The organism is Streptomyces anandii JCM 4720 (assembly GCF_014650655.1).
Lineage (GTDB): Bacteria > Actinomycetota > Actinomycetes > Streptomycetales > Streptomycetaceae > Streptomyces > Streptomyces anandii.
The window spans coordinates 108,664-114,633 of sequence record NZ_BMVJ01000012.1 but is presented as its reverse complement, the minus strand read 5'-3'; the positions used below and the strand labels follow the sequence as shown (position 1 = coordinate 114,633).

6 protein-coding genes are annotated in these 5,970 nt (G+C 72.7%); all 6 read right to left on the bottom strand.

Annotated elements, in window-relative coordinates; genetic code table 11:
• Window positions 1-316: acetylglutamate kinase (gene argB, locus IE249_RS38095; protein ID WP_229858994.1), on the bottom strand; the 316-nt coding region annotated here is incomplete at its 3' end.
• Window positions 313-1,464, bottom strand: coding sequence for a bifunctional glutamate N-acetyltransferase/amino-acid acetyltransferase ArgJ (gene argJ, locus IE249_RS22090; RefSeq protein WP_189707124.1), 1,152 nt, complete (start codon window positions 1,462-1,464; stop codon window positions 313-315). The genes argJ and argB, both read right to left, overlap by 4 nt.
• Complete coding sequence (gene argC / locus IE249_RS22085; RefSeq protein WP_189707122.1) at window positions 1,461-2,489, bottom strand: N-acetyl-gamma-glutamyl-phosphate reductase; 1,029 nt, start codon at window positions 2,487-2,489, stop codon at window positions 1,461-1,463. Before argC ends, argJ begins: the two co-directional genes overlap by 4 nt.
• 54 nt (window positions 2,490-2,543) lie before the next feature.
• On the bottom strand, window positions 2,544-2,942 hold the full coding sequence (locus tag IE249_RS22080) for a GtrA family protein (RefSeq protein WP_189707120.1): 399 nt from the start codon (window positions 2,940-2,942) through the stop codon (window positions 2,544-2,546).
• Window positions 2,942-3,892: a glycosyltransferase family 2 protein gene (locus IE249_RS22075; RefSeq protein WP_189707118.1), complete on the bottom strand. Its 951-nt coding sequence runs from the start codon at window positions 3,890-3,892 to the stop codon at window positions 2,942-2,944. The genes IE249_RS22080 and IE249_RS22075 overlap by 1 nt, the downstream gene beginning before the upstream one ends.
• A gap of 20 nt (window positions 3,893-3,912) precedes the next feature.
• Window positions 3,913-5,970, bottom strand: a 2,058-nt coding sequence (locus IE249_RS22070) for a YfhO family protein (RefSeq protein WP_229858992.1), incomplete at its 5' end; no start/stop codon positions are given.

The window sequence follows — 5,970 nt, the reverse complement described above, 5'->3', positions numbered from 1 at the left end:
CCATCCGTACGACGTCCATGGCGTCCTCGGTGGTGACGCGCAGGCCGGCCTTGAACTCGCTGACGATGCCGGCGCGGTCGAGGGCGGCGCTGATCTGCGGTCCGCCGCCGTGCACGACGACCGGCTTGAGGCCGGCGTGGCGCAGGAAGACGACGTCCTGGGCGAAGGCGGCCTTGAGCTCGTCGTCGACCATGGCGTTGCCGCCGAACTTGATGACGACCGTCTTCCCGTGGTGCCGGGTCAGCCAGGGCAGCGCCTCGATGAGGATGCGCGCCTTGGGCAGTGCGGTGTGCTTGCGCGTGGTTCCGTTGCTCATGAGGAGTAGGCGCTGTTCTCGTGGACGTAGTCGGCGGTGAGGTCGTTGGTCCAGATGGTGGCGGTCTCCTCGCCGGCCGCGAGGTCGGCGACGATGTGGACCTCGCGGTAGCGCATGTCGACCAGCGCGCGGTCCTCGCCCACGCCGCCGTCCTTGCACACCCACACGCCGTTGATGGCGACGTTCAGCCGGTCGGGTTCGAAGGCGGCCTTCGTGGTGCCGATGGCGGAGAGCACGCGGCCCCAGTTGGGGTCCTCGCCGTGGATGGCGCACTTGAGGAGGTTGTTGCGGGCGATGGAGCGGCCCACCTCCACGGCGTCGTCCTCGGTCGCGGCGCCCACCACCTCGACCTTGATGTCCTTGGCGGCGCCCTCGGCGTCGCGGATGAGCTGCTGGCCGAGGTCGTCGCACACGGCGCGTACGGCCTCCGCGAACTCCTCGTACTCCGGGGTGACCTCGGAGGCGCCGGAGGCGAGCAGCAGCACGGTGTCGTTGGTGGACATGCAGCCGTCGGAGTCGACGCGGTCGAAGGTGACCCGGGTGACGGCGCGCAGCGCCTTGTCGAGCACGGCGGCCTCGAGGTCGGCGTCGGTGGTGAGGACGACGAGCATGGTGGCCAGGCCCGGAGCGAGCATGCCGGCGCCCTTGGCCATGCCGCCCACCGTCCAGCCGTCCTTGGTGACCACGGAGGTCTTGTGGACGGTGTCGGTGGTCTTGATGGCGATGGCGGCCTTCTCGCCGCCGTGCTCGGACAGCTGCGCGGCGGCCGTCTCCACCCCCGGCAGGAGTTTGTCCATCGGCAGCAGCACGCCGATCAGGCCGGTGGAGCAGACGGCGACCTCGACGGGGCCGACGCCGAGCACCTCGGCGGCCTTCTCGGCGGTGGCGTGGGTGTCCTGGAACCCCTTGGGGCCGGTGCAGGCGTTGGCGCCGCCGGAGTTGAGGACCACCGCGGAGAGCCGGCCGGTCTTGAGGACCTGCTCGGACCACTGCACGGGGGCGGCCTTGACGCGGTTGGAGGTGAAGACGCCGGCGGCGGCGCGGCGGGGCCCGGTGTTGACCACGAGGGCCAGGTCCGGGTTGCCGTTCTCCTTGATCCCGGCGGCGATGCCCGCCGCCTGGAATCCCTTGGCTGCCGTGACGCTCACGGTGCGACTCCGATCGTGGTGAGCCCGGTGGTCTCGTCGAGACCGAGGGCGATGTTCATGCTCTGCACGGCACCGCCCGCGGTGCCCTTGGTCAGGTTGTCGATGGCGCTGACCGCGATCACGCGGTGTGCGGCGGGGTCGTACGCCACCTGGATCTGGACGGCGTTGGAGCCGTACACGGAGGCGGTGGCGGGCCACTGCCCCTCGGGCAGGAGGTGGACGAAGGGCTCGTCGGCGTAGGCCTTCTCGTAGGCGGCGCGCACCGCTTCGGCGGTGACCCCGGGCCGTGCCTTCGCGCTGCAGGTGGCGAGGATGCCGCGGGGCATCGGGGCGAGGGTGGGCGTGAAGGAGACGGTGACCGGCTCCCCCGCGGCCGCGCTCAGGTTCTGGATCATCTCCGGGGTGTGCCGGTGGCCGCCGCCGACGCCGTAGGGGGACATGGAGCCCATGACCTCGGAGCCGAGCAGGTGCGGCTTGAGGGCCTTGCCCGCGCCGGAGGTGCCGGAGGCGGCGACGATCACCGCCTCGTTCTCGGTGAGGGAGGCGGCGTACGCCGGGGCGAGGGCGAGGGAGGCGGCGGTGGGATAGCAACCGGGTACCGCGATGCGCTTGGACCCCTCCAGCGCGGCGCGGGCACCCGGAAGTTCGGGGAGGCCGTAGGGCCAGGTGCCGGCGTGCGGGGAGCCGTAGAAGCGCTCCCAGTCGGCCGGGTCCTTCAGCCGGAAGTCGGCGCCCATGTCGATGACGAGGACGTCGGGGCCGAGCCGTTCCGCCACGGCGGCGGACTGGCCGTGGGGCAGGGCGAGGAGGACGACGTCGTGTCCGGCGAGGACCTCGGGCGTGGTCTCGGAGAGCACCCGGCCGGCCAGGGGCAGCAGGTGCGGCTGGAGCGCGCCGAGCCGCTGGCCGGCGTTGGAGTTCCCGGTCAGGGCGCCGATCTCGGCCTCGGGGTGCGCCAGCAGCAGACGCAGCGCTTCTCCGCCCGCGTACCCACTCGCTCCGGCGACCGCCACACGTACAGCCATGAACCCTCCTCCTTGATGGCATGACTATACGTATCGCTGCACGTTTATGCAATCCTATGCGGTGTCCACCTTGGGCAGCATGATCATGCGGGAGACGACGAAGGTCACCGGGATGGCGGCCGCCGAGGCCAGCAGGGGCGCGAGGCGGCTTCCGGCGTGCAGGACGTCCACGATCACGTACACACCCGTCGTGGTGACGAGGAAATTGGTGGCGTTGGTCAGCGGGAACAGCAGGAATTTCCGCCAGGTCGGGCGCGTGCGGTAGGTGAAGCGCGCGTTCAGGAAGAACGATCCGACCATGCTGAGCGCGAATGCGAGGACGTGCGCGCCGAGATACGGCAGCCGCGTCAGGAACAGCAGGTAAAGACCGTAGTAAACGGCCGTGTTGACGGCGCCGACCACGGCGAAGGTGAGGATCTGCCTCGCCATCGGCCGCGTCATCAGGGTGCGCATCAGGGGATGAGGTCCTTCGTCCGTTCCACGTTGGTCGCCTTCACCAGGAAGTGCGGGCGCCCCTTCACCTCGTAGTAGATCCGGCCGGTGTACTCGCCGATGACGCCGAGCATCACCATCTGCACCCCCGCGAGAGCCGTGACCGCCGTGATGATGGTGACATAGCCGGGCGTCTGGACGCCGTTGACGAGCGCGGCGCCCACGATCCACGCGGTGTAGAGGCCGGCGCAGGTCAGCAGCGCCATGCCGAGATGGAGGGCGGCGCGCAGCGGCCGGTTGTTGAACGACAGCAGCCCGTCGATCCCGTAGTTGAGCAGGGACTTCAGGGTCCACGAGCTGCGACCCTCGGCGCGCTCGGCGTTCTCGTACTCGAAGGTGGTGGCGGGGAATCCGACCCAGGCGAACAGACCCTTGGAGAAGCGGTTGTACTCGGTCAGGCTCAGCACCGCGTCCACGACCCGCCGGGACAGCAGCCTGAAGTCGCCCACGCCGTCCATGAGTTCCACGTCGACGAGGCGGTTGACCAGCCGGTAGTACAGGCGCGCGGTGAGGGTGCGGGTGACGGGGTCGCCGGTGCGGCTGCGCCGGGCGATGACCTGGTCGTGGCCCTGGAGGCGCAACTCGACCATGCGGCGGATCAGTTCGGGCGGGTGCTGGAGATCGGCGTCCATCACGACGACCGAGTCCCCGGTGGCGTGGCGCAGACCGGCGAGCAGCGCGGCCTCCTTGCCGAAGTTGCGGCTGAAGGAGACGTACCGCACGCGCGGGTCGCGGTCGGCCAGTTGCCGCATGACGGCGAGCGTGCGGTCGCGGCTGCCGTCGTCGACGTACACGAACTCCATGTCGTGGCCGAGCGGCAGGAGTTCGTCGGCGGCCTTCTGCACCTGCTCGTGGAAGCGGGCGAGGACGTCTTCCTCGTTGTAGCAGGGGGCGACGATCGAGATGAGCATGGTTCTCCCCGGGGCACGGTCTAAGGAGTGCGGGCGGTGCCGCCCGTGGCGGTCTCGTGGGGGCGGGTGGTCGGTCGTGGTGCGGGGGCGGCTGCGGGTGCCGGGCCGGCGGGCGGGTGCGGGCCGGGCCCTGCCGTCCGTCGCCGGCGTACGGCGGTGAGGACGGCGAGCACCGCCAGGGCCAGCAGGGACGCGGCCCCGACCGCGGTGCCCAGCCGCAGACCTGGCGGGTGGAAGGTGCAGGTCAGGCTGGTGGCGGTGCCGTCGAGGGGTACGGCGATCAGGCCGTAGTACTGGCTCGCGGGCCTCTCGGGCGCGTCGCCGGCCGCGCAGCGCCAGCCGGCGATCCGGGGTGCCGCGATCACGGCGGTGCCCGTGCTGCCCGCGGGGACGCGGGCCCGGAGGGTTCCGTCGGAGACGGTCACCTCGGTGGCGCCGGTGGTCTCCAGGCGCCGCACGGCGGTGCGCAGGCGGGCGGTGTCCAGGCAGCCGACGGCGCCGTCCGGGACGGTGCCCGCCCGGTTCGGGGACAGCTCGATGCGCAGCCGGCCGGAGGCCGGGACGGTGCCGAGCGGCTGCATCGGGGCGATCTTGGTGACGGGGTGGTCGGCCCGGAACCGCCCGGTCGGAGCCGGGGCGTCACTTCGGGCCGGGGCGCCGTTGCGGGCGGTGGCGCTGTTTCGGGCGGTGCCGCCGTTGCCGGCCGGGGCGTCGGTGAGGCGGGCGGTGCCGGAGAAGTGCGGCGCCCACAGGTAGACCTCGCTGCCGGCCGGGCAGCGGGCGCTGATCTCCGGCCGGTGTACGGAGCCCGCGCCCAGGGCGCCGATGAGCAGGCCCGGCCGGTCGTCGGGGCCGCGCTCCGGGTGGCGGCCGGCGGCGGTGCGCACGGTGAGTCGGGGCACGGTGTAGACGCGGGCGCCGAGCAGGAGTTCCTGGTTGCGGTAGGGGGACGGGCCGAAGGCGCGGACGCCGGCACGCCCGTTCCGCGCGTCCCGCGCGGGCCGCACGGTGACCAGGGGCGGGACGTCCTGCCGGGACACCGTCACCCCGCTGCCGTCCTGCGGGAACCAGTTCTGGTGCGGGTCGGGTGGTGAGTGGACGCGGGCCCCCACGGAGAACACCGCGTCGGTGACCGCGCTGTCCAGGCTCTGCAGGTTCCGGCCGCGCGAGGTCCAGCCGCCGCCGAGGGCGGTGAGCATACGGCTGAGGACGTCGGAGGTGAGGCTGCTGTAGTACTGGGCCCCCTGGCCGCCCACCAGCAGCGGGTCGTTGCCCACGGTCTGCTCCCGGCCGGGATCGGTGCGGTAACGCGGCCAGCCGTCCGCCCGGGCGATCGCCTCGGCCTGCCGCTGCTGCCGGGCGCCCCAGGGCGCGTAGTCGTCCATGTGCGCGAGCCGCGTCCGCGTGGCCACCGCCGAGGTCGCGACGGCCTCGGTGGACTGGGTGGCGACGAGCAGCACCACGGCCAATGCGGCGAGGCGGGTGGTGCGGGGGGTGCCGGTTGTGCCCGTGTTGTCCGCGCGTCGGGCAGGTTGGACGACCCGGCCGAGCAGGAGCAGTCCGCCCAGCGCGCCCGCGGCCGCGCACAACAGGACCGGCCAGACGAAGGGCCGCACCAGGTCGCTGCCGCTCGCCACGGCGGCGGTCAGGCCGAGCAGCGCCCCCGCCGCGCCCAGTGCGCGCCGGCCGGGCGGGCCGTAGGAGAGGGTGTGCCAGGCGGCGATCACCAGCAGGGCGCAGAGGACGAACGCCTGTCGGTACGCGCTGCCGTTGGGCGCGGTGAAGGCGTGCCAGACCAGGTGGGTCGGGTCCCACTGCATCGACAGGGCCACCGCGATCACCAGCAGGGTCCACCCGGCGCGCACCCGCCGGGGCACGGCCCGGTGGAAGGGCAGGGCGAGGGCGAGCAGCAGGGTCGTGGTGCCGACGAAGAGGGAGGGCGTGCCGAAGCCGTACGTGGCCGGCAGCAGCCGCGCGAGCATGTCCTGCCCGGAAACCGGCACGAACGCCCGCTCCGGCAGGGGCGAGGCGTGCTTCGTGCCGAAGTAGACGACCGCGACCAGCGGCGCGGCCAGGCC